Raw genomic sequence first — 17930 nt, 5'->3', positions numbered from 1 at the left:
TCATTTTTTGCCCAAAAAAATATCCCAAAAGCGCACACAGTGCGAACGCTTTTGGGACAGTTCCAAGCGAACCCAAATGATTGTTCAGTTGGCCAGAAGTTTCAAGGATTCGCGGGTAAACGCCGGGATGTCATCCGGGGTGCGGCTGGTGACGAGTTGGTTGCCGCAAACGACGACTTCTTCATCGACGAAATTCGCGCCGGCGTTTTCCAGATCGACGCGGATCGATTTGTAGCCGGTCACTTTGCGGCCCTTCAGCGTTTTTGCAGTAATCAAGAGCTGCGGACCATGGCAGATCGCAAACACCGGTTTTTTCGCATCCATAAACGCTTTGGCGAAATCGACAAAACGGTCATCGGCGCGAAGGATGTCCGGCGAGAACCCTCCCGGGATAAAGAGCGCATCGAAATCCTCGGGTTTCACTTCATCGATCGACGCATCGACGGTAACCTTCACTTCACCGTGTTTGCCCGTGACGGTCTTGCCTTTTTCTTTCTCGATGACGGTCAATTCGTGCCCGGCTTGTTTAAAGGCTTCGGCCGGTTTCGCGTACTCGGAGTCCTCGAACTCATTCGTCATAACAACGGCAATTTTTTTCGCCATACGGCTTCACTCCTCCTTACGATCGGATGATACCCGCCCAGGGCAGGTGTCTAATTAGATTGTAAAACGCGCGGCAGGAAACTTCAAAACATCTGCTTTCGCCATGCCCGGCAGTCGGCCGCATGGGTTTTCCGCAGAAACTTCGGCGGCAACTTCCGAAAAACCCTCCGATGTCCGGCCCGGCCGTGGTTCACGGGGCGGCCGCCCCGCGATCCGGACAAAGCTTTAAAGCACGCGAACACCCAGCTGCGCCAACATGTCCGCAAGCATGGCGAGCGGCAGCCCGACGACCGTGAAATAATCGCCTTCGATTTTCTCCACGATGGCCGAGCCGAGGCCTTGAATGGCATAAGCGCCCGCCTTGTCCATCGGCTCGCCGGTCCGGATGTAGCGGCGGATTTGCGCATCGCTCAACGGTTTCATCGTCACGAGCGTCCGGCTGTGGCCGGTGAGAACTTTGCCGTCGGCGCAGGCGATGCAGGAGATGCCGCTGTAAACGGCATGGGTTTTCCCTTGCAGCAGGCAGAGCATGCGAAAGGCGTCGTCCTCATCCTTCGGTTTTCCGAGAATCTCCCCGCCGTAGACAACGACAGTGTCGCCGGCCACCACGACGGCGTTCTCCCTCGGCCCGATCGCTTCATAAGCCGCGCGGGCTTTCCTCTCCGCGAGCCGCTCGACGACTTGCTCCGGCGGAAGATTACCCTGGACGCATTCATCGGCGTTGTTGACCGCAAACTCGACCGGCAGGCCGAGCTGTCGGATCAATTCCTTTCGCCGTGGAGAAGCGGACGCCAAGATCAACGTCACCCGATCCATGCGGGCTCTCCCTCCCTATCAGTTTCGATGCGGTGCCATTGCCGCCAAATGGGTTTTCCCCTTTATTTTACCCAAGGAACGGGCGGGACGGTCGTCTCAAAAAAATAAACGGCCGTGCTTCTTGCAAAAGACCGTCTTTCGTTTTCAAAGGAAATCGAGTTTTTTTGAGGCCGGTTCGTCCGGCAAAATTTCCCGCAGCGGCGTTAGCAATTTCATTATACCTCCATTTGCTTCAATCAATCCCGCCTCACAACGGCAACGATTCGTCATCAGAAAGTTTCCCCCGGTCAAAAAGAAAAAAGGGATCAGGAGCCCCGGCTTACAACGGCAACGATTCGTCATGCCCAGATCCGACGGATTGCACCATGCCGGGCGGACAAAAAATGCCAACCATTTGGTTGGTTTTATCCTTTGAATTTCCATATTTTCTTTTCCATTTGCTCCGGCATAAAGTCCACCATCGCCATGGCGCAGGGGTTCCTGATGGGCGGTAAAATATTTATCTGTCCTTAACGAATTGGATTTGAACTTCCCTTTGCAAAAATTTAGCAACAATTTCGTGAATCAGATCGCTGTAATTTGTCTCCAGCCAATCCCGGCCAAAGTCATTATTCGCGTAAATAATCAGCAGATCCTCTGTAAGCCGCGCATCCGTAATGGTGCCCGTAAACCATGTTTCGAAACTTGGCGAAGAAATTTTCTTGGCCGCTTCATAAAACAAGCTTTTGATCAATTCGCGGGCGGATTCATCGATTTGTTCAAAATTATATTTTCCCGCATAACCGATCCCTTTATTTTCACGATAATAAAGTTCCAATCCCGGATTCACTTTTTCTTCCACCCGGTTTATCCGCCGTTCAATCTCGACGACCTTATCCAAGGTCACATCCAATAAATTCCGCAAATATTTGTTTTCCCGCTTTAACGATTCCAACTCTTGCCAAATATCTTTCCATTCGGTTTCAGCCACAGCCAAACTCCTCTCCAAAATTTTTCCAATTCTCTCGGTCGATGGGCAACTGAAGTCGACCGCGACGGGATCCAAATCCGTATGAATGATTTCGATATCAATTCCTCTGTTCTCTTTTCTGAAGCACTTCATGGATCGAATACAATGCCGCTTCCGTATCGTATACAGAAACACGGTCAACGATATTCGCCGTCAAGTCAATAAAATGAAAAAACCGCGCCAAACGTTGATTTGACGCGGTTTCCTTGATGTTCGATGATTCCGACTGGGCTCGAACCAGCGACCCCCACCCTGTCAAGGTGGTGCTCTCCCAGCTGAGCTACGGAATCATTTTTGCCGGACATTTAGTACTATAAGGCATCTTGGCCTGTTTGTCAACAGGGATCAAAAAAATTTTTCCGCTAAAACGTTTCCCGAATCGGGATTCGTTGGCAGTATGCCGGAAATCCCCTTTAGGCAACCGATTCGATTCAGGTTTTTTCTTCACCCATCTCCTCAGCCTGGCGGCAGGGATTTTAACGATGAGGGGAAATCATGAAACCCAATAGGATGGACCTGCGCCTCCCTCCTCCTTTGACCAAGACCGCGCCTTCTCCTGAAAGACAAGAGGACGGATCGGCGGCCTGTCGCGGGTTCAAAACCGTGAGACAGGCGTTTCCTCCCATTCGGGGCATTTTAAAGAACGTGTAATAACTCGATTGCCGCTTTGACAGGCGGGGCAGTCCGGCTTGAAACGGCCCCCGATTCCGCAAACGGAAGGATCTCCTGTTTCCGACCTCCCTTCCCGCTCGGCCGGATCCGGCATGGCTTTGGCCCGATCCCTCATCGGATCCGGACCAAAACCGTTTTTTGACGAACCGTTAAAGCGCAGCCGATAGACGGCGGGGAGCCGCGCCCATGAACAAGCCGAGTGCCGGACGGGACCTCCCCCGATTCCCTCAACGCAAGCCATGGGGCCCCCTTTGCCGAACGCCGACCAAAGCGGCCCTCCCCGATTACTTCATCTTAAACTGCTGCTTCACCAATTTTTGATACAAGGCATGGGCCGCCAGCAGCTCTTCGTGGGTCCCTTGGCCGGTGACCCTGCCGTCTTCAATGACGATGATCGTATCCGCATCGACGACCGTGGAAAGGCGATGGGCAATAATGAAGGTCGTCCTTCCCTTCATCAAGTTTTTCAGCGCCTCCTGCACGAGGCCTTCCGATTCGCTGTCCAGGTTGGACGTGGCTTCATCCAGCAAAAGCAGCTTCGGGTCGCGCAAAAGGGCCCTCGCGATGGCGATTCTCTGCCTTTGTCCCCCGGAAAGTTTGACGCCCCTTTCCCCCACTTCCGTGTCATACCCTTGCGGCAGTTTCTCGATGAATTCGCTGGCATTGGCCAGCCGGGCCGCTTCCTTCACTTTTTCCTCGGGGACGGGTTTTTCGATGCCGTAACAAATATTTTCCCGTATCGTGCCGGAGATGATCGGGCTCTCCTGGGAGACGTAGCCGATGGCGCCGCGCCAGCTGTGAAGATCGAAGGCTTCGATGTTTTCCCCGCCGATCGTAATCATGCCTTCCGTCGGTTTGTAAAACCGTTCGATCAAGGAAAAAATGGTCGTCTTCCCGCCCCCGCTCGGCCCGACAAAAGCGACGGTTTTTCCGGGTTCGGCGGTAAAATCGACCGCCTTCAACGCCATTTTCCCCTCCTCATAGGCAAAAGACACGTTGTGGAACGCAAGCGGCTTTCCAAAGTCGATTTCTTTTTTCCCGCCGCCTACTTCCCCTTTCATTTTCAACATTTCCACGATCCGCTCCGTCGCCCCCATCGTTTTTTGGAAAGTGGTAAAGAAGGAGGCGAACTGGCTGAACGGCATGACAATTTGGAAGAGATAGATGATGATCGCGACGAGGGATCCGGGAGACATCGCGCCGGAGGCCACCCGCGCACCGCCGTAGCCGATGATGACGACGACCACCAGCATGATCAGCATCGTCATGAAAGGAGATACGACGGCTAGGATCTTCGCCTCCTTCAAACCGAAGCGGAGCAGCCGGCGGATCTCCTCTTTTCCTTCCATCTCTTCAGCCGGTTGGGCATTGTATGCCTTGACGAGGCGGATCTCATGGAGGACGCGCCCGAGATGTCCGCTGAACGCCGCCATTTCATCCTGACTTTGCATGGCGATTTTATAAATTATCTTTCCCAGCGGCAAGATGGCCAAAAGCGCCAAAGGGACGGAAAGGAACATGATGAGGGTGATCTGCCAGTCGATGATGAGCAAAATGATGACCGAACCGACAATGGAGACGATGCCCGAAAGAAAGGCAACGAAATGGTTCGTCACCAGCATTTTGACCATATTGGTGTCCTGGATGATGCGGCTCATCGTTTCTCCCGACTCGTGTTTGTCGAAGTAGGAGACCGGCAAGTCCAACACGCGGCTCCACAAGTTTTCCCGCAATCGCGCCACGATGTTTTCCCCGACGTACGTCATGGCGTAGAAGGAAAATCCGCCGGCAACGGTCTGGAAAAGAAAGGCGGACAGAAGGAAGACGATGATCGTCCAATCGATGCCGCCGTCGGACATTTGATCGATCAGATTTTTCGTCAACAGCGGGACGACCAATCCCGCCCCCGTTTCCAAAAGGCCGAGAAAGAGCGCCGCGGCGATGAGGGGTTTGGACGGATTTCCCATTTTCAACAGTTGAAAAAAATCGGCGAGTTTCATCGGATTCCTTGGCTGGTGGTTCAAGGCGATCTTCCTTTCTTATCGGCAAATTCTTTTTTCAGGGGCTGGGGGGGCCATTTCCCGGCCTCCTTTCCACGGGAAACGCGGACAAGCGGAAACGAAGGGGAACGGCGGGTGAGCGGGTAGCTTCCGTCGGATCCGATCAATCGATGGTGCTCACTTGCTGTCCGCCGGTTTCGCGTGACCGGCCGGCCCGTCGGCTCCCTTCCTCAAGCAGGCTTAAAAGGGCCTTGCGGCTCGCCTCCCCGCCCCTCCCCTTCGATCATACCTCCTTACGTAACTGGAAGTGCAAGGGTTTCATGAAAAAATCAGGGAATGGCGCTGCCCGATTTCCTGAGATCGCTAGCCTTTTCACAATCGAAAGCTGCCCTGGTGAAAGGAGGCAGAAAGGCTTCCGCGTCTTCCATTTGCAATCGAACATATGTTCGATTATACTGGAAGAAAAGGAAGGGATTCCGATGGACCTGTTTCACCGTTGCCTTAAGGAACAAATTCCCGTTGAAATCATCTATCTGTCCGAAAAGGGCGAATGGACGAAAAGGATCGTCCTTCCGCGCAAATTGGACGGCGGTGCCGTCCTTGCCTTCGATTTGTCCAAAGGGGGCATTCGCCGTTTCCGGATGGACCGGATTTTTGCCGCCCTGCCCGCCGCAAAGGCAAACAAACGGAAATTCCCAACCTTGATCGCATAAATTCAAAGCCAAATGCGGAAAGATTATGTTATTATTTTTGTATAAAACTTTCTCCAGGTGAGGCCCATGGAACGCGGTACGGTAACCGATCTGACGGTCCGTTCCGGCGCGTTGGCGGAAACGGTCCCTTTGTTCGTCTACCTTCCTCCTTTTTATTCCGAATTCAAAAAATATCCGCTGATCATCGCCCAAGACGGCCGGGATTATTTTCAATTGGGCAGGATCGCCAAGACGATGGATGAACTGATCCGGGAAAAACGGATGCAGCCCGCCATTTTTGCCGGCGTCCCCTACCGGGATGTGCATGATCGGCGCGGCAAATATCATCCATCCGGCGAAAAACACGCAGCCTATCTGTATTTTCTTGCCCATGAACTTCTCCCTGCCCTTGAACGGGAATTTCCTGTATCGCCCGCCGGATCGTCGAGGGCCTTGGCCGGCGATTCGCTGGCGGCCACCGTTTCCCTGCTGGCCGCCATGCAATATCCCCGCACCTTCGGGAATTTGTTGCTCCATTCCCCCTATGTGAACGGCGATGTGATCGAACGGACGAAAAACTTTTCCGAATGGCCGCTTTTGAGAATTTACCATGTCGTCGGCCGGCAGGAAACGGCCGTGAAGACGACCGACGGCGCAATCGCCGATTTTTTGACGCCGAACCGGATGCTGAAGGAATGGATCGAAGGAAGGCCCTCGGAATATTTTTACGAAGAATTCGCGGGAAATCACACGTGGAAATATTGGCAAAAGGATTTAAAGCGGGGGCTGAGTTTCCTTTTCCCGGCGGAATGAAAAAATTCCATAAAAGTGTTAGGTAACGGTAATAGTTTAAAAATCAATTTTTCTGTTATAATAGAAAAAACTTCGCCTAACTCCGGATCTTTTTTGCCCTTCTTCGCGAAAACCAATCCAAAAGGAGGTCTGTCATGAAAGCGGGCATTGCGATTTTTCCTTCCAAAAAGCTTCAGGATTTCGCCAATTCTTACCGCAAACGCTATGATCCGAAATACGCTTTGATTCCTCCCCATTTGACCTTAAAAGGCCCTTTCGACATCAACGAAGAAGATTTGCCCAGATATTCGGAAAAGCTGGAGGAAATTGCCCAAAAATACCGGCCGTTTCCTTTGCGAACGACGAAGATCAGCTCTTTCCACCCTTTAAATAACGTCATTTACATCAAGATCGAACCGACGCCGGTTCTCGTGAACCTGTACAATGAGATTAACGAAGACCCATTTTTCGGCAGCCCTTCGGAAAACCAGTTCGTGCCCCATATTACCATCGGGCAGGAGCTTTCCAACGGGGAACATGCCGACGTCTACAGCCAGCTGCGGCTAATCGATGTGGAATTTGAAGAAACGGTTGACCGTTTCCACCTTCTGTACCAGCTGGACGACGGCATATGGACCGTATATGAAACCTTTTTGTTGGGGAAGTGAAGAGATTTGAAGGTAATCATCGCAGAGAATGAAGAACAGCTGAACCAGGTGATGAACATCCGCAAAACCGTCTTTGTGGAGGAACAAAACGTCCCTCCGGAGCTGGAAATCGACGAATATGAAAATACTTCCACCCATTTTCTCTGTTACTCCGATGATCAAAAACCGATCGGCGCCGGCCGTTTTCGCGAAGTGGACGGCGTCGGGAAAATCGAGCGGATTTGCGTCTTGCCCGAAGCCCGAAAAATGGGGGCGGGTAAGGTAATCATGGAAACGATCATCGAGTACACCAAAAAACAAGGGTATAAAAAAGTGAAACTGAACGCCCAGACCCACGCTATCCCCTTCTATGAAAAGCTTGGATTTACGGTCGTTTCCGAGGAGTTCCTGGACGCGGGAATCCCCCATCGCACGATGGAAAAACAGTTGACTTGAGAGAAGGAAGCCGGCAAAAGGAAGGATCCTTTTGGCAGCTTCCTTTTCTATGTCCATTAAAATCTGCAGGTTGAACGGCCTCCTCTTTCCGGAGGTCCGGGGCAGGCCGGGTGCCGAAAAACCTGTCCGGCCGGAAGGGGAAATGCGGATCCTTCCGATCCGCTCCGGTGAAAGTTGGAAAGGATCCCGCAAGGGAAGGCAAAAGCAAAAGGATGTTCCGCCCGATCCGTTCGGCCAAAAGTTTGAAAAATGCCTTCAAGCAAGGCAAAAAAGATATTCCTTCCGCTCCGTTTCCCGGCTCATGCCGTTCCGGATGGCCGGAATCCGGCCTCCTTGTTCCGGAGCCGCCATACCGAGCTTCTGGAGAATTTCTGGAAAAGGCAAATCGCTGCCCGGCTCCTTTCCCCGCAATGGCCCCCATCTGCCCGGTTCCGGTCCCCCAATGGACCGCACCCGATGATCAAACCGACTTCTACATAGTAGCCGGGAATGATTCCGATCCCCGCCAATGGACCGCACCCCCCGCCCGGTTCCGATCCCAAGCATCCCCGGCCCATTCCTGTTCCGGCCGATGCCGATGGAAGTTTCCGACATCCCCTGCGCCGTAAACGGCTTCTCGCCGTATCACAGGTTTTACAGAATGCGGCACTGTATGGCTCGTCATTTATTCCCCTCCTTTCTCGGACAGACAAAGGTCTTACGGAAAGCGTCGCCCCTCCCCTCGCGGAAATCGGCCCAAACCCTTACCTCCCATATCAGCGAAAGCAGAAAGAAATCGCGGCTTGCGATTGGAAACGGGCCGGAATGTCCCCGCTATTTTCCCCCAGGAAAGCTCCCGGCAAAATTTTTTCCTCCCGTTTATTTTTTCCGGAAAAGGTGATGATAGATAGAGAGACCTTCTATTAACGAGGTGTTGTTCCGTGGATTATCTTCATATGGCCTTCGAGCTGATCATCGGGTATTCCGCCCTGCTGGCGGTGACGAAATTCCTGGGAAAATCCCAAATCACCCAAATCACCGCCTTCGACTTCATTTCCGCCCTAATATTGGGGGAATTTGTGGGAAACGCCATGTATGATCGAAACGTCACCGCGGGAAAAATCTTGTTTTCGATCTTCGTTTGGGGCCTGTTGATCTATGTCACGGAATGGCTGACGCAAAAATACCGAAGAACCCGCCCGCTGCTGGAAGGGGGACCATCCATCATCATCCATAACGGATACATCGACTATCAGGCCTTGAAAAAAAACCGGATGGATCTCGATCAGCTGAAGCACCTGCTGCGGTCCAAAGATGTCTTTTCCATCCAAGAATGCGCATTCGCCATTTTGGAAACCGACGGGACGATCAGCGTCGTGAAGAAACCGGATTACGACTACGTGACGAAAAAGGATTTGAACATCCCTTCCCCGCCGGCGGAAATAGCCGTCTCCATCATTTCTGACGGCGAAATCGTGGAAGATAATTTGCGGCTGATCGGCTGGTCGAAGGAACAGCTCATGGAACAATTGAAAATGCAAGGCGCAAATGACGTTAAAGAAGTGCTTTATGCGGAATGGAAAGCAAATACGCCGCTGCATGTCCAGACCTATGCGGGGAATAAAAGGGCCGAAAAAAAAGCGTCCCTTTCCTCTTTCTGAAAACCGACGGAACTTTCCGCCAGGAGGAGGGACGCAAACGCTTTAGATGTACCGATCAATGGCGTTTCCTTTTCCGTTTTGGCGGAAAAGGCTTTTTTGCAAAGACCCGTTTTGTCCTTCGGAGGCCGTTTTCTTGATGCGGGCTGCCGCCGGAAGCGGGGAAATTTTATAGCGGGCCTCCCCGTTCACACTCCGCGACACGTAAAGATCCGTGGCATGATGGGCGACCGGCGGGATATACCCCAACCTTCTTCCCCCTTTCCAAAGGTTTGCCGAATCGTTCCTCCGCCGCAAAGCTTATGTATCCCGCATGCGGAAACAAGCGTTTTGCATTCCGTATGGAACGCGCATGGAAGATCTCCTATCTTTATCATGCCATTTTTTTCGGAATGTTTCCACAAAAATGATACAGGTGCCCTGAAGGGCACCTATTTTTTTTCGTTCATCATTTTCGAGATCGTGTTAAAATCCAGCTTCCGGCCGTCGTTGACGATCGTTTTTACGATTTTGTCCTCCAATTCCTTTTTGATCGGCCGGTTCGCGATTTGCGACACCCGCCGGACGACTTCCCGGACCGTTTTTTCATCCTTGAAATTGGCATTTTGCAAGGATGATGCCAGCTGAAGGATTTCGTTCATATTGACGCCGGTCTTCTTCTCGATATTTTTAAAGAAAAGATTATCCATCCCTTCCCCCCGCTCCTTCCTTCATAAGCTATCATATTTTATGCGGATCGGGGGAAAAGGTTCGGCAAAAACGGACTCCTTGCAAAAATGGTTGAATGAACGGGAACCGGTCCGCCTTTTCCCGGCGGCGAAAAAGCCCCACGCCCCCGGACAAGGCAAAATCCCGCCGTCCGGCAGCAAGAGGGACAGGCCGCTTCCTCCGAAATTTCCTCCCGAAATGAAAGCCGCCTATACATTTTTATGCAAGGATTCATATGCTAAATTGACATTACAAAAAGCGAGGTGAAGTCAGGTATGTCTTGGGGCTTCGGCGGCGGTGGCTGCGGCTGGGGTTATGGCAACCCATACGGCGGTTATGGATACGGCGGCGGTGGCTATGGCTCCTCTTTTGTGTTGATTGTCGTGCTGTTCATCTTGTTGATTATCGTTGGTGCGAGCTTTATTTAAAACAAATAACCCACCAGCAGGAAACGAAATTAGGATGGGATTCCCCATCCTTTTTTTTTTTTGCGAAAGAGGAGCCATTGCCCCTCGTCCCCTGGCTCGAATGACGGACATTGAAGCCGGGCGGACATTCCGGGCAGCCCGCTCCTCCTCATCGAATGGCTCAAAACGATGTTGCAGCTTACGGACGATATCGGCGCGCGGCACAGTCTTCCTCATCCCTTGGATTTAAAGATTAACGCCCCGATGAAGGCGAAGATGATCGCAGAAGAGATCCCCGAACTGGTCACTTCGAACATGCCGGTCAATACGCCGATAATGCCGTGGGCTTTCACTTCCTCCAAAGCGCCGTGGACCAAAGAATTTCCGAAACTGGTAATCGGCACCGTCGCCCCCGCTCCGGCAAAATCGATGAGGGGCTCGTACAGATCGAATCCGTCCAGGATCGCGCCGGCCACCACGAGCAGGCTTAGCGTATGCCCCGGCGTCAAATGGCATACATCCATCAGCAGCTGCCCGATGACGCAAATGATTCCCCCTACCACAAAGGCCCAAAAAAACATGGCCAGCATTTTTTCATCTCCCTTCCGTTCCTTTGATTTTGAACGATCCGCCAGGTCCGCCGCAGTCGGCCGTCCGTCCTTGCCTTTCCTTTCGGTTTTTTGGATTTTGCCCCGTTTCCGCCGCCCGTTTTGGATCCGGCCGCCGGCTCTTTCCCAAATCTTGCGCCGGAAAGGGATGCGGCCGGCTTCACTTTCCCCCGGCCAGAAGACCCGGATCTTCTTCGGCCTGAAAAAGAGCCGGTCCGGATTTCTCCGGCTTTGAGCAGCGCCGGCCTTCCCTCTCCGGCCTTAAAACGGGGCCGCTTCCCGGCTTCAGCCCGTCCTTCCCATCATTTTCGCCGGATTCCCGCGGTTCTCCAGATCCAGCCCGTGCCGTTCCGAATGTCCGGGCTTTGTGATCTTTGCCGCTCTTTTACAGCATGCTCCCGAACCCCGTAAATTCCGCTTTTCTGCAAGTTTTGCCGCATTTCGCAAGTCTAAAGGTGGTGGGGCGGTCCTGTTCACGAAATTTTGCCTCCGTTTGTATTTTCGCCGCCTCGCCCGTACCGGACCCCGGCAGCCCCTTCCAGGATCCACGCCGGCCAGTTCCTTCAGCAAAACGAACCGGCCTCCTGACCCCTTTCCCGCCCAACCTTCCTTAATTTCCCAGATCAGTGCATCCGTCCCGGTTTTATTTCAATGGCGACCGCATGGGCGATGCACGGAATGGTCTCCTTTTGCTGGACGGTAAGGGGGGACAGCAGGGCGCCGGTGGCCACGCACAACATCCTTTGGATGGCGCCCTTTTTCATGAGCTTCAGCAAATGGCCGTAGATGACCGTTGCCGAAGAAGCCGCCCCGCTCGCCCCCGCCTGCACCGGCTGATCTTCCCGGTAAATGAGCAATCCGCAGTCCTGGAATTGCTTTTCCGTCAATTTGATCCCTTTCTTCTCCAGCAGCTCCAGCGCCGTGCTCCTGCCGATCTTCCCAAGGTCCCCGGTAACAATGAGATCATAATATGCGGGATCCAATCCGGTGTCTTGGAAATGGGCAAAAATCGTTTCCACGGCGGCGGGCGCCATCGCCCCGCCCATGTTGAAAGGATCGTTCATGCCCATGTCGATGACCTTGCCGATCGTTGCCCGGGAAACGACCGGCTCATTCGGATAGTTCGCCCTTTTTGAAGAAAGAACGGCAAAGCCGGCGCCGGTTACCGTCCATTGGGCGGTGGGCGGCTTCTGGCCGCCGTATTCCGTCGGATAGCGGAACTGCCGTTCCACCGCCCCGTTATGGCTGGCGGCGCCGGTTACGATATATTCCGCATTCCCGTGGTTCAGGATGTTCGCGGCAAGGGCGAGCCCTTCCATGGACGTCGCGCAGGCGGAAAATATCCCGAAATAGGGGATCCCGTAGGTCCGGGCGGCGAAGTTCGTCGGCGACAATTGGTTGATCAAATCGCCGGCGATAAAAAAGTGGATATCTTCCTTCCGCAGCCCCGCCTTTTCCAAAGCGGCCTGGACGGCTTCTTCGATCAGCCGCTGATGGGCCTTTTCGTAGGACTGTTCCTTGATCCACAAATCATCGTGAAGGATGTCGAAATCCTCCGCCAGCCTGCCCCGCGCTTCAAAGGGACCGCCCGTTACCCCGGTGGCAATGATGGCCGGCTCGTTTTCAAACTCCCAAGTTTGCTTTCCTTTTCGCAATCCTTATCCCCCCCAATACGAAAGGATCGTTTTGACTAGGGAGACGACGAAGGCGGAAAACACCCCGAACAGGATGACGGATCCGGCAAGCTTGAACATGTTGCTCCCGACGCCGAGCACGAAGCCTTCCGTCCGATGTTCAATCGCCGCGGAGATGACCGCGTTTCCGAATCCCGTTACCGGGACGGCGCTTCCCGCGCCGGCGAACTGGCCGATATGATCATAAATCCCGAAACCGGTCAAAACCATCGATAGGAAGATCATCGTCGCGACCGTCGGATTGCTCGCCGTTTTTTCGGTGAAGTTGAAAAAATAAATGTAAAAATATGTAATGGCTTGCCCCACAACGCAGAACAGCCCGCCGACCCAGAAGGCGGTGAGGCAGTTGCGCCATATCGGCCGCTTCACTTCATGCTTTTTTTCCAGTTTTTCATATTCCTTTTGTTCCGGCGTTTTTTTCGGATTCGCCATCATCCTTCCTCCTTTACGTTTTTTCGTTGTTCAAACGGACGATCCGGCCGATTTCCTTTTCCGCTTTTTCCCCGCTGATTGTTCCGGAGCGGATTTTATGGATCAGCCGGCTGGTTTCCAGAAAGATTTTAAAATCGTAGGAAACGGTGATTTTTTCGTCCGGAAACCTTTTTTTCATTTCTTCCGACAGGTCCTTCTGTATTTTTTCCATCCGAAACCGGTGGCGATGGTAAACTTGGAAGGCCAAAACGGTCTGTTTTTTCCCTTTGACCAGGCAGACGTTTTTCATTTCCTTCATGGACAAGGCCGCTTCCTTCATTTGTTCCGCCTTTTCCCGTTCCTCTCCGTCATCGTGCGAAACCGCGGCCGCCTCATTCATATTTCCCGCGACCGCCTTCCCTTCGCCCTGGCTGCAGCCGCTCAAAGCGGTGAAGAAGGCGAGAAATAAAATGGCGCATCTTTTTCCTTTCATCGGTGTCCCTTCCCGTTCAAAATTTGTTTCCCCGATTATTTTCTGCAAAAAAGGGATTTTTTATCAGGACGGAACGAGGATATTTTCGAAAACACAAAAAAATAAGCCGAAAGGATTTCCTTTCAGCTTATCTCTTTCCCCAGCTTCCGGCTTCCCCCGGAAAAACGGCATCCGGGGAAAGCGGTTTGGAAGGGGGACAGCGGAAGACGAAAGGGGCGTTGCCTTCTTTGGAAAGGCGACGTGTCCCTTTTTCCTTCCCCTGCGGAGCCTGGAACATTTGATTTCGGAGGACTGCCTTTCCTTCGTCCGGCTTTCTTGTCCGGCGTCCCCTCAAATTCCCTTATTCCTGCCGGTCGGATTTGGATTTTCTCCGGCCGCAGCCGCATCCCTTCTTCCGTTTTTTCATGGAAAGCGGCTTTGTTTTTACGGCGGGCAATTCCTTGCTTTTCATATGGAAAACCTCCATTTTTTATTATCATATGAAGAACCGTCGGAATACGCTTCTTCAATCGCCCAGGAAAGTTTGAACAACGGTCTCTATGATTGCCGCGACCGCGCTCACGGCAAACACCAATACGATCAATTCGCCCCAGAACGGCCAAAAAAGATAAAGCAGGGTTAAAAACAGGCTCGCCCAGACCCCTGTGCACCAGTAACAATTCAGCAATTCCCCGAAAACATGTTTCCAGCCCGCCTTTTTCGGCACAAGATACGTTTCCTCTTTGCCGTCCTCCCCGATTTCGGTGACTTCGTCGAAAAAAGGGGCCCGCAAAAATTCAAAAATTTTGTCGTAGACGAGCAGCCTGGTCACCCGAAAGGCGGCCAATCCGATGAGGGCAAGCACCCAGCCGTTTTCCGCGATCATTTCCGCATCCTCCCCGGAACCGTTTTATTTCATGTATATGTTCACCGGGCCGTTTTTTCGCCGGAAAAAAGCGCAAAAAAATAGGCATTTCACGGATTCCCCGCTCCATGCCGGATCATATCCTATATTGACTTCGGATACATGTATTAAAAAAGGAGGGTTTTTATGGGACACGAACCGGAACGTCATGACCATGACCGGAATTGTGTATGCAATGTGCTGCTCGATATTGTCGAAGCGCAAAACGAAGTGGAAGACAGCGGATGTGACACCAGCTGCAACCGGGCCATTCAGGAGCTGGTCCACGGAACGAAATCGAGTCCTTTCAATACGATCCCCGTCATTTTATTCTGCAAAGGCACTTGCAGCCCCTTTGTCGGTGTCGGCGTGAAAAGAAGCGGATTGCATGAGAAGGTGAATGTCGGGGTTTCTGTCGTATTCAGGGTCGTCGATGTGGATCCGAAGACTTGTTGCGCGATTTTGGAGTTGCTGCAATTCGAAGATCCGAAAAAGGATGCGGAAGATTTGCTGGAAGATCTGGATAAGGATCCGAAGCCTTTCGAAAATACCAATGTCTGCATAACCGCTGATCTCAATAATTTCAGCGCCGTAACCTGCCTGCCCCCGATCAACCTCTAGGAAAAATTTTCAAAAAAGCTATTGACTATACGTCAATAGCTTTCTCCTTTTACTCAAGGCGTTAAATCCTTCAGGGCCGGGAAAGGGGCCGAAAAATTCCCCGGCCGGGCCGGGTCCCCAGCGCCCCCTTCCTTTCCTTCCCGTCCCTTCCGGCGGGGGATCAGCCGCCCGGTACCGCTAATCCAAAAACAGATCTTGGATCTCTTTAATCGGCACTTCCAAAAGTTCGTTTTCAATTTTCAAACGGACCCGATCCACTTGTTTGTTGAGAATCTGGCAGCGGACCCTCTTCCCGTCGATCAGCACCGTACAAAAGGGACGGGGCAATACCGGCGGGTAAAGGAGGCTGCGGATTTTTCTTGCGATCTCTTTTTGCTTTTCCTCATCCGTCCCTTCCGCCGAATCCGCCCTTCCCCCTTCCCTTTCCCGTCCGTCCTCAGCGAAGGGGCTGGCGCCGGCGAAGGCCTCTTCCTCCTCTTCGAGGGGTGTTCGGAACGTGCGTTGCAGGGGCAAAAGGGTCCGGGAAAATTCCGGCCGGTCGATGAACAGGTAAGGTTCGGGCAAAGTCTTTTTCGTTTTTTCTCCCATCTTCACCCTTCCTCCTTTTCTAAAAACATTGTATGCAGGATTTTTTATCCTGTTCATCCGCCTATCAGGGAATCTTCCCCGGAAAGGGGCTGACGGAAAAACCGGAAGGTTCCGGATCGCCGGCAAAAAATCTTCACGGCAGGCCGGTAGGGCGCCCGGGCCCCTCCCCCCGGCCCGTTACACCCATGTCCATGCCTCGGCATCCGCCTGCACTTTCGCCGGTACAGCCCCGCCGGGCAAACGAAAAAACCGCCCGAAAGGAAATTCCCTTTCGGGCGGCGCAAAACCGGGAGCCGGTTTCGGACCTTCCGTTCACGCCACCGGAAGGCCTCCCGATGTTCGTCCATTTTTGCACCGGGAATCCGGAGGTCATACGATCGAGATAATGTGGAATCCGGAGTCCACATGGATCGTTTCCCCCGTGATCCCCCTGGACAGATCGCTCAGCAAAAACAGGGCCGCATCTCCCACTTCTTCCGGAGTCGTCGTCCTCCGCAGGGGCGCCTTTTCCTCAATTTCCCGCAACACTTCATCGAATCCGCGTATCCCTTTGGCGGACAAGGTTCGGACCGGGCCCGCGGAGATCGTATTGACCCGGATGCCGTATTTCCCCAGGTCGTTCGCCAAATATTTGACGCTCGCCTCCAGGGACGCCTTGGCCACGCCCATGACGTTGTAATTCCGGACGACCCTCTCCCCGCCCAAATAACTCAAGGTCACGATGCTTCCCCCTTCGGGCATGAGGTCTTTCGCCGCCCGGGCGATGGCCGTTAAAGAATAGGAACTGATGTGATGGGCCAATAAAAATCCTTCCTTGGAAGTGGTGACATATTCCCCTTCCAGATCTTCCCGGTTGGCGAAGGCGATGGAATGGACGACCCCGTGAATGATGCCGACCGCCTCTTTGATTTGTTGGAAGCAAGCGGTGATATTTTCATCCTCCGACACATCACAAGGGAAGATGAGGGCATCGTCGGCGCCGAGGGTAGCCGCCAGTTCCCTGATGTTTTTTTCCGTCCGTTCCCTTCCGTAGGTAAAAATTAAACGGGCGCCCGCCTGATGCAGCGAACGGGCGATTCCCCAAGCCAGACTCCTTTTATTGGCCACACCCGTGACGACGAAGGTTTTCCCTTTTAAAGAAATCATATTTCTTCCTCCTATTAGAACCTATTATTATCTGCTACTAATTTTACACAATCTTCCGCCCGGGGAAAAGGTTCTCCCGGACGGCGGGCGAGGGAAATGCCATCCTTTTTATTGCTCCAGTTTTTGCATATCCTCGGGAAGTTCGCTCACGAAGGTCACGGGCTCTTCCCGGATCGGATGGTAAAAGGAAATCTCCCGGCAATGCAAGGCCTGGCGGCTGATCCTTGCCGTGTTTCCCCCGTACAGGGAATCGCCGAGCAAAGGATGCCCGATATGGGAAAAATGGACGCGGATCTGGTGGGTTCTTCCCGTTTTCGGACGGACCAGGATTTTCGCGTACGTGTCGTATTGCTTTAAAACCTCGTATTCCGTCCGCGCATACCGGCCGTTTTCCGAAACCGTCCTTTCGATGATGCTTCCCGGCTTGCGGCCGATCGGTGCCTCGATCACCCCTTCCGGATCGGAAAAAACCCCCTCGCAAAAGGCGATGTACCGGCGGGAGATCTCGCCCGACCGCTGGGCCCGGGCCAAAAGGGAATGGATATGTTGATATTTGGCCACGAGAACGAGCCCGCTCGTATTCCGGTCCAGCCGGGTCACAATATGGGGAGCCGTTTTCAACCCGATCTTTTCATAGTAACCCAGGAGGGCGTTCGCCAGGCTTCCGTCTCTCCTGTTTCTGGGTGGAATCGTGTCCATCGGGGCGGGCTTGTCGATGACCAGCAAATACTCGTCCTCATACAGGATGTTGAGCGGGATGTCTTGGGGACGAAGCTTTTCGCTCGCCTCCTCATCCGGAAACAAAACCTGCAAAAGGTCGCCCGCCTTCAACACTTTCCTGACGTTCACCTTTTCCCCGTTCACGAGGATGCTTCCGCCGCGGTATTTGACGGCATTTAAAGCCGCCCTGGATATTTTTTTCTCCCGCAAAAATTTTTTTACCGTTTTTCCCTCGTCCTCCGGCAGGATTTCCCATTTCAAGCTCAAATTCGGCACGGTATCCTTCCCCTTTTTACGCAAACGCAAGATGTTTCCTGCGGCATCCGG

At 53.0% G+C, this 17930-nt stretch carries 21 protein-coding genes, 1 tRNA gene and 1 pseudogene; 7 read left to right on the top strand and 16 right to left on the bottom strand.

Going from position 1 to position 17930, the window contains the following annotated elements:
* Positions 1–84: 84 nt before the first annotated feature.
* From A3EQ_RS0109095 to A3EQ_RS0109065, 6 genes are all read right to left on the bottom strand, one after another.
* Complete coding sequence (locus A3EQ_RS0109095) at positions 85–603, bottom strand: type 1 glutamine amidotransferase domain-containing protein (RefSeq protein ID WP_020154864.1); 519 nt, start codon at positions 601–603, stop codon at positions 85–87.
* A gap of 225 nt (positions 604–828) precedes the next feature.
* Positions 829–1419: a Maf family protein gene (locus tag A3EQ_RS0109090; RefSeq protein WP_020154862.1), complete on the bottom strand. Its 591-nt coding sequence runs from the start codon at positions 1417–1419 to the stop codon at positions 829–831.
* Between the two features lie 144 nt (positions 1420–1563).
* Complete coding sequence (locus A3EQ_RS0109085) at positions 1564–1842, bottom strand: hypothetical protein (protein ID WP_020154861.1); 279 nt, start codon at positions 1840–1842, stop codon at positions 1564–1566.
* Positions 1843–1918: 76 nt separating this feature from the next.
* A complete protein-coding gene (locus tag A3EQ_RS20845; protein ID WP_020154860.1) occupies positions 1919–2389 on the bottom strand; it encodes a DnaA N-terminal domain-containing protein in 471 nt (156 codons plus the stop codon).
* Between the two features lie 256 nt (positions 2390–2645).
* Positions 2646–2718 (bottom strand) — tRNA-Val (locus tag A3EQ_RS0109075).
* A gap of 666 nt (positions 2719–3384) precedes the next feature.
* Positions 3385–5100: an ABC transporter ATP-binding protein gene (locus A3EQ_RS0109065; RefSeq protein ID WP_020154858.1), complete on the bottom strand. Its 1716-nt coding sequence runs from the start codon at positions 5098–5100 to the stop codon at positions 3385–3387.
* A 479-nt stretch (positions 5101–5579) separates the two neighbouring features.
* On the opposite strand from A3EQ_RS0109065, the gene A3EQ_RS0109055 reads away from it, so the two are divergent.
* From A3EQ_RS0109055 to A3EQ_RS0109025, 5 genes are all read left to right on the top strand, one after another.
* A complete protein-coding gene (locus A3EQ_RS0109055) occupies positions 5580–5813 on the top strand; it encodes a hypothetical protein (protein ID WP_154652841.1) in 234 nt (77 codons plus the stop codon).
* A gap of 66 nt (positions 5814–5879) precedes the next feature.
* Positions 5880–6605: an alpha/beta hydrolase gene (locus tag A3EQ_RS0109050; RefSeq protein WP_020154855.1), complete on the top strand. Its 726-nt coding sequence runs from the start codon at positions 5880–5882 to the stop codon at positions 6603–6605.
* 134 nt (positions 6606–6739) lie between these two features.
* Positions 6740–7252 (top strand): YjcG family protein, encoded by a 513-nt coding sequence (locus A3EQ_RS0109045; protein WP_020154854.1) that lies wholly within the window; start codon positions 6740–6742, stop codon positions 7250–7252.
* Positions 7253–7258: 6 nt separating this feature from the next.
* Complete coding sequence (locus A3EQ_RS0109040; protein ID WP_020154853.1) at positions 7259–7687, top strand: GNAT family N-acetyltransferase; 429 nt, start codon at positions 7259–7261, stop codon at positions 7685–7687.
* Positions 7688–8607: 920 nt separating this feature from the next.
* Positions 8608–9327: a YetF domain-containing protein gene (locus A3EQ_RS0109025; protein WP_020154850.1), complete on the top strand. Its 720-nt coding sequence runs from the start codon at positions 8608–8610 to the stop codon at positions 9325–9327.
* 42 nt (positions 9328–9369) lie between these two features.
* Here A3EQ_RS0109025 and A3EQ_RS0109020 read toward each other — a convergent pair whose 3' ends face one another.
* Both A3EQ_RS0109020 and A3EQ_RS0109010 read right to left on the bottom strand, forming a co-directional pair.
* Complete coding sequence (locus A3EQ_RS0109020; protein WP_020154849.1) at positions 9370–9573, bottom strand: hypothetical protein; 204 nt, start codon at positions 9571–9573, stop codon at positions 9370–9372.
* A gap of 182 nt (positions 9574–9755) precedes the next feature.
* Positions 9756–10013 (bottom strand): stage VI sporulation protein F, encoded by a 258-nt coding sequence (locus A3EQ_RS0109010; protein WP_020154847.1) that lies wholly within the window; start codon positions 10011–10013, stop codon positions 9756–9758.
* Between the two features lie 378 nt (positions 10014–10391).
* Here A3EQ_RS0109010 and A3EQ_RS23205 point away from each other — a divergent pair.
* A pseudogene (locus A3EQ_RS23205) lies at positions 10392–10460 on the top strand (YjcZ family sporulation protein); the annotation flags it as partial.
* A gap of 212 nt (positions 10461–10672) precedes the next feature.
* Here the strand turns inward: A3EQ_RS23205 and spoVAE are convergent.
* From spoVAE to A3EQ_RS0108950, 5 genes are all read right to left on the bottom strand, one after another.
* Complete coding sequence (spoVAE, locus tag A3EQ_RS0108995; protein ID WP_026499861.1) at positions 10673–11029, bottom strand: stage V sporulation protein AE; 357 nt, start codon at positions 11027–11029, stop codon at positions 10673–10675.
* Between the two features lie 641 nt (positions 11030–11670).
* Positions 11671–12702, bottom strand: coding sequence for a stage V sporulation protein AD (gene spoVAD, locus A3EQ_RS0108975; protein ID WP_020154841.1), 1032 nt, complete (start codon positions 12700–12702; stop codon positions 11671–11673).
* A 3-nt stretch (positions 12703–12705) separates the two neighbouring features.
* On the bottom strand, positions 12706–13173 hold the full coding sequence (spoVAC, locus tag A3EQ_RS0108970) for a stage V sporulation protein AC (RefSeq protein ID WP_020154840.1): 468 nt from the start codon (positions 13171–13173) through the stop codon (positions 12706–12708).
* Positions 13174–13186: 13 nt separating this feature from the next.
* Positions 13187–13645 carry a hypothetical protein gene (locus A3EQ_RS20830; RefSeq protein ID WP_020154839.1) on the bottom strand — a complete coding sequence of 153 codons (459 nt, stop codon included), beginning with the start codon at positions 13643–13645 and terminating at the stop codon, positions 13187–13189.
* Positions 13646–14150: 505 nt separating this feature from the next.
* The gene (locus A3EQ_RS0108950; RefSeq protein WP_020154836.1) at positions 14151–14510 is read right to left on the bottom strand and encodes a DUF1360 domain-containing protein; all 360 of its coding nucleotides are present in this window, start codon (positions 14508–14510) and stop codon (positions 14151–14153) included.
* Positions 14511–14675: 165 nt separating this feature from the next.
* On the opposite strand from A3EQ_RS0108950, the gene A3EQ_RS0108945 reads away from it, so the two are divergent.
* A complete protein-coding gene (locus A3EQ_RS0108945; protein WP_020154835.1) occupies positions 14676–15149 on the top strand; it encodes a CotY/CotZ family spore coat protein in 474 nt (157 codons plus the stop codon).
* Between the two features lie 177 nt (positions 15150–15326).
* Here A3EQ_RS0108945 and A3EQ_RS0108940 read toward each other — a convergent pair whose 3' ends face one another.
* The 3 genes from A3EQ_RS0108940 to A3EQ_RS0108925 all read right to left on the bottom strand — a co-directional run bounded on the left by A3EQ_RS0108940 (position 15327) and on the right by A3EQ_RS0108925 (position 17879).
* Positions 15327–15737: a hypothetical protein gene (locus A3EQ_RS0108940; protein WP_020154834.1), complete on the bottom strand. Its 411-nt coding sequence runs from the start codon at positions 15735–15737 to the stop codon at positions 15327–15329.
* Between the two features lie 369 nt (positions 15738–16106).
* The gene (gene fabI / locus A3EQ_RS0108930) at positions 16107–16883 is read right to left on the bottom strand and encodes an enoyl-ACP reductase FabI (protein WP_020154832.1); all 777 of its coding nucleotides are present in this window, start codon (positions 16881–16883) and stop codon (positions 16107–16109) included.
* Positions 16884–16991: 108 nt separating this feature from the next.
* Positions 16992–17879 carry an RluA family pseudouridine synthase gene (locus A3EQ_RS0108925; RefSeq protein ID WP_020154831.1) on the bottom strand — a complete coding sequence of 296 codons (888 nt, stop codon included), beginning with the start codon at positions 17877–17879 and terminating at the stop codon, positions 16992–16994.
* Positions 17880–17930: the final 51 nt, after the last annotated feature.

The organism is Caldibacillus debilis DSM 16016 (assembly GCF_000383875.1).
GTDB classification, from domain to species: Bacteria; Bacillota; Bacilli; order Bacillales; family Caldibacillaceae; genus Caldibacillus; species Caldibacillus debilis.
This window is presented reverse-complemented; position numbering and strand designations above follow the sequence as displayed.

Excerpts from the sequence above, each read along its gene's own strand:
- A3EQ_RS0109045 (WP_020154854.1), top strand. The coding sequence starts at position 6,740 with ATGAAAGCGGGCATTGCGATTTTTCCTTCCAAAAAGCTTCAGGATTTC.
- fabI (WP_020154832.1), bottom strand. The coding sequence starts at position 16,883 with ATGATTTCTTTAAAAGGGAAAACCTTCGTCGTCACGGGTGTGGCCAAT.
- A3EQ_RS0109065 (WP_020154858.1), bottom strand. The coding sequence starts at position 5,100 with ATGAAACTCGCCGATTTTTTTCAACTGTTGAAAATGGGAAATCCGTCC.
- A3EQ_RS0109055 (WP_154652841.1), top strand. The coding sequence starts at position 5,580 with ATGGACCTGTTTCACCGTTGCCTTAAGGAACAAATTCCCGTTGAAATC.
- A3EQ_RS0108945 (WP_020154835.1), top strand. The coding sequence starts at position 14,676 with ATGGGACACGAACCGGAACGTCATGACCATGACCGGAATTGTGTATGC.
- A3EQ_RS0108940 (WP_020154834.1), bottom strand. The coding sequence starts at position 15,737 with ATGGGAGAAAAAACGAAAAAGACTTTGCCCGAACCTTACCTGTTCATC.
- spoVAC (WP_020154840.1), bottom strand. The coding sequence starts at position 13,173 with ATGGCGAATCCGAAAAAAACGCCGGAACAAAAGGAATATGAAAAACTG.
- spoVAE (WP_026499861.1), bottom strand. The coding sequence starts at position 11,029 with ATGCTGGCCATGTTTTTTTGGGCCTTTGTGGTAGGGGGAATCATTTGC.
- A3EQ_RS0109095 (WP_020154864.1), bottom strand. The coding sequence starts at position 603 with ATGGCGAAAAAAATTGCCGTTGTTATGACGAATGAGTTCGAGGACTCC.
- A3EQ_RS0109090 (WP_020154862.1), bottom strand. The coding sequence starts at position 1,419 with ATGGATCGGGTGACGTTGATCTTGGCGTCCGCTTCTCCACGGCGAAAG.
- A3EQ_RS0109085 (WP_020154861.1), bottom strand. The coding sequence starts at position 1,842 with ATGGAAATTCAAAGGATAAAACCAACCAAATGGTTGGCATTTTTTGTC.
- A3EQ_RS0109050 (WP_020154855.1), top strand. The coding sequence starts at position 5,880 with ATGGAACGCGGTACGGTAACCGATCTGACGGTCCGTTCCGGCGCGTTG.
- A3EQ_RS0109010 (WP_020154847.1), bottom strand. The coding sequence starts at position 10,013 with ATGGATAATCTTTTCTTTAAAAATATCGAGAAGAAGACCGGCGTCAAT.
- A3EQ_RS0108950 (WP_020154836.1), bottom strand. The coding sequence starts at position 14,510 with ATGATCGCGGAAAACGGCTGGGTGCTTGCCCTCATCGGATTGGCCGCC.
- A3EQ_RS20830 (WP_020154839.1), bottom strand. The coding sequence starts at position 13,645 with ATGAAAGGAAAAAGATGCGCCATTTTATTTCTCGCCTTCTTCACCGCT.